Origin of the sequence: Streptomyces azureus (assembly GCF_001270025.1) — a bacterium.
Classification (GTDB): Bacteria; Actinomycetota; Actinomycetes; order Streptomycetales; family Streptomycetaceae; genus Streptomyces; species Streptomyces azureus.
Window position 1 is genome coordinate 1 of the sequence record NZ_DF968487.1, and the last position, 900, is coordinate 900.

Genomic DNA, 900 nt, shown 5'->3' on the forward strand with positions numbered 1-900 from the left:
CTAGGAGTTGTCGTCAAAGTGTCAGGCCCACATCAGGAGTGATGCGAGGGTGACGGCCGCCTTGTAGGACTGGGCGGTCTTGTCGTAGCGGGTGGCGATGCCTCGCCACTGCTTGAGGCGGTTGAAGCACCGCTCCACGACGTTGCGGTGCTTGTAGATCTCCTTGTCGAAGGCCGGAGGGCGGCCGCCGAGGCTGCCCTTGCGGGCCCGGTTGCGGACCTGGTCAGCCCGTTCCGGGATGGTGTGCCTGATGCCCCGGCGTCGCAGCCAGGTCCGGATCGCTTTCGAGCTGTAGCCCTTGTCGCCGATGACGTGATCGGGCCTGGTGCGGGGCCGGCCCGCTCCGGCCCGGGGCACCCGGATGGCGTCCATCAGCGCGGTGAACTGGGTGCAGTCGTTGGTGTTCCCGCCGGTCAGGACGAACGCGAGCGGGCGGCCGATCGCGTCGCAGGCGAGGTGGATTTTGCTGGTCAGTCCGCCTCGGGACCGTCCGAGGGCCGGGCTTTGGCGCCCCCTTTTCGGGCCCCTGCCGCGTGCTGGTGGGCACGGACAATCGTTGAGTCGACCGAGACCAGCCACTCGATGTCGCCGGCAGCGTCGGCCCTCGCCTGGGCGGCCCGCAGCATCCGGTCGAACGTGCCGTCCGCCGCCCAGCGGCGGAAACGCGTGTGGAGGCTGGTCCACGGACCGTATCGCTCGGGCACGTCCCGCCAGGGGACACCGGTGCGGAACTTCCACACGATCCCGTTCAGGACCGTCCGGTCGTCCAGCCGGGGCCGCCCCAGCGCAGGCCGGGGCAGCAACGGGCGTATCAGATCCCACTCGGCATCGGACAGTTCATGGCGACGTATCACCACACCATGATCCACAATCCAAGATCACTTTGACGACAGGCTCTAG

The 900-nt window shown here is 68.3% G+C and carries 1 protein-coding gene; it reads right to left on the reverse strand.

The annotated features are described in order from the left end of the window. Positions 1–21: 21 nt before the first annotated feature. A protein-coding gene (locus AOQ53_RS42380; protein ID WP_236711945.1) for an IS5 family transposase occupies positions 22–851 on the reverse strand; the annotation gives its coding sequence in 2 pieces (ribosomal slippage) (positions 22–507 and positions 510–851; 828 coding nt in all). Between the last annotated feature and the right edge of the window lie 49 nt (positions 852–900).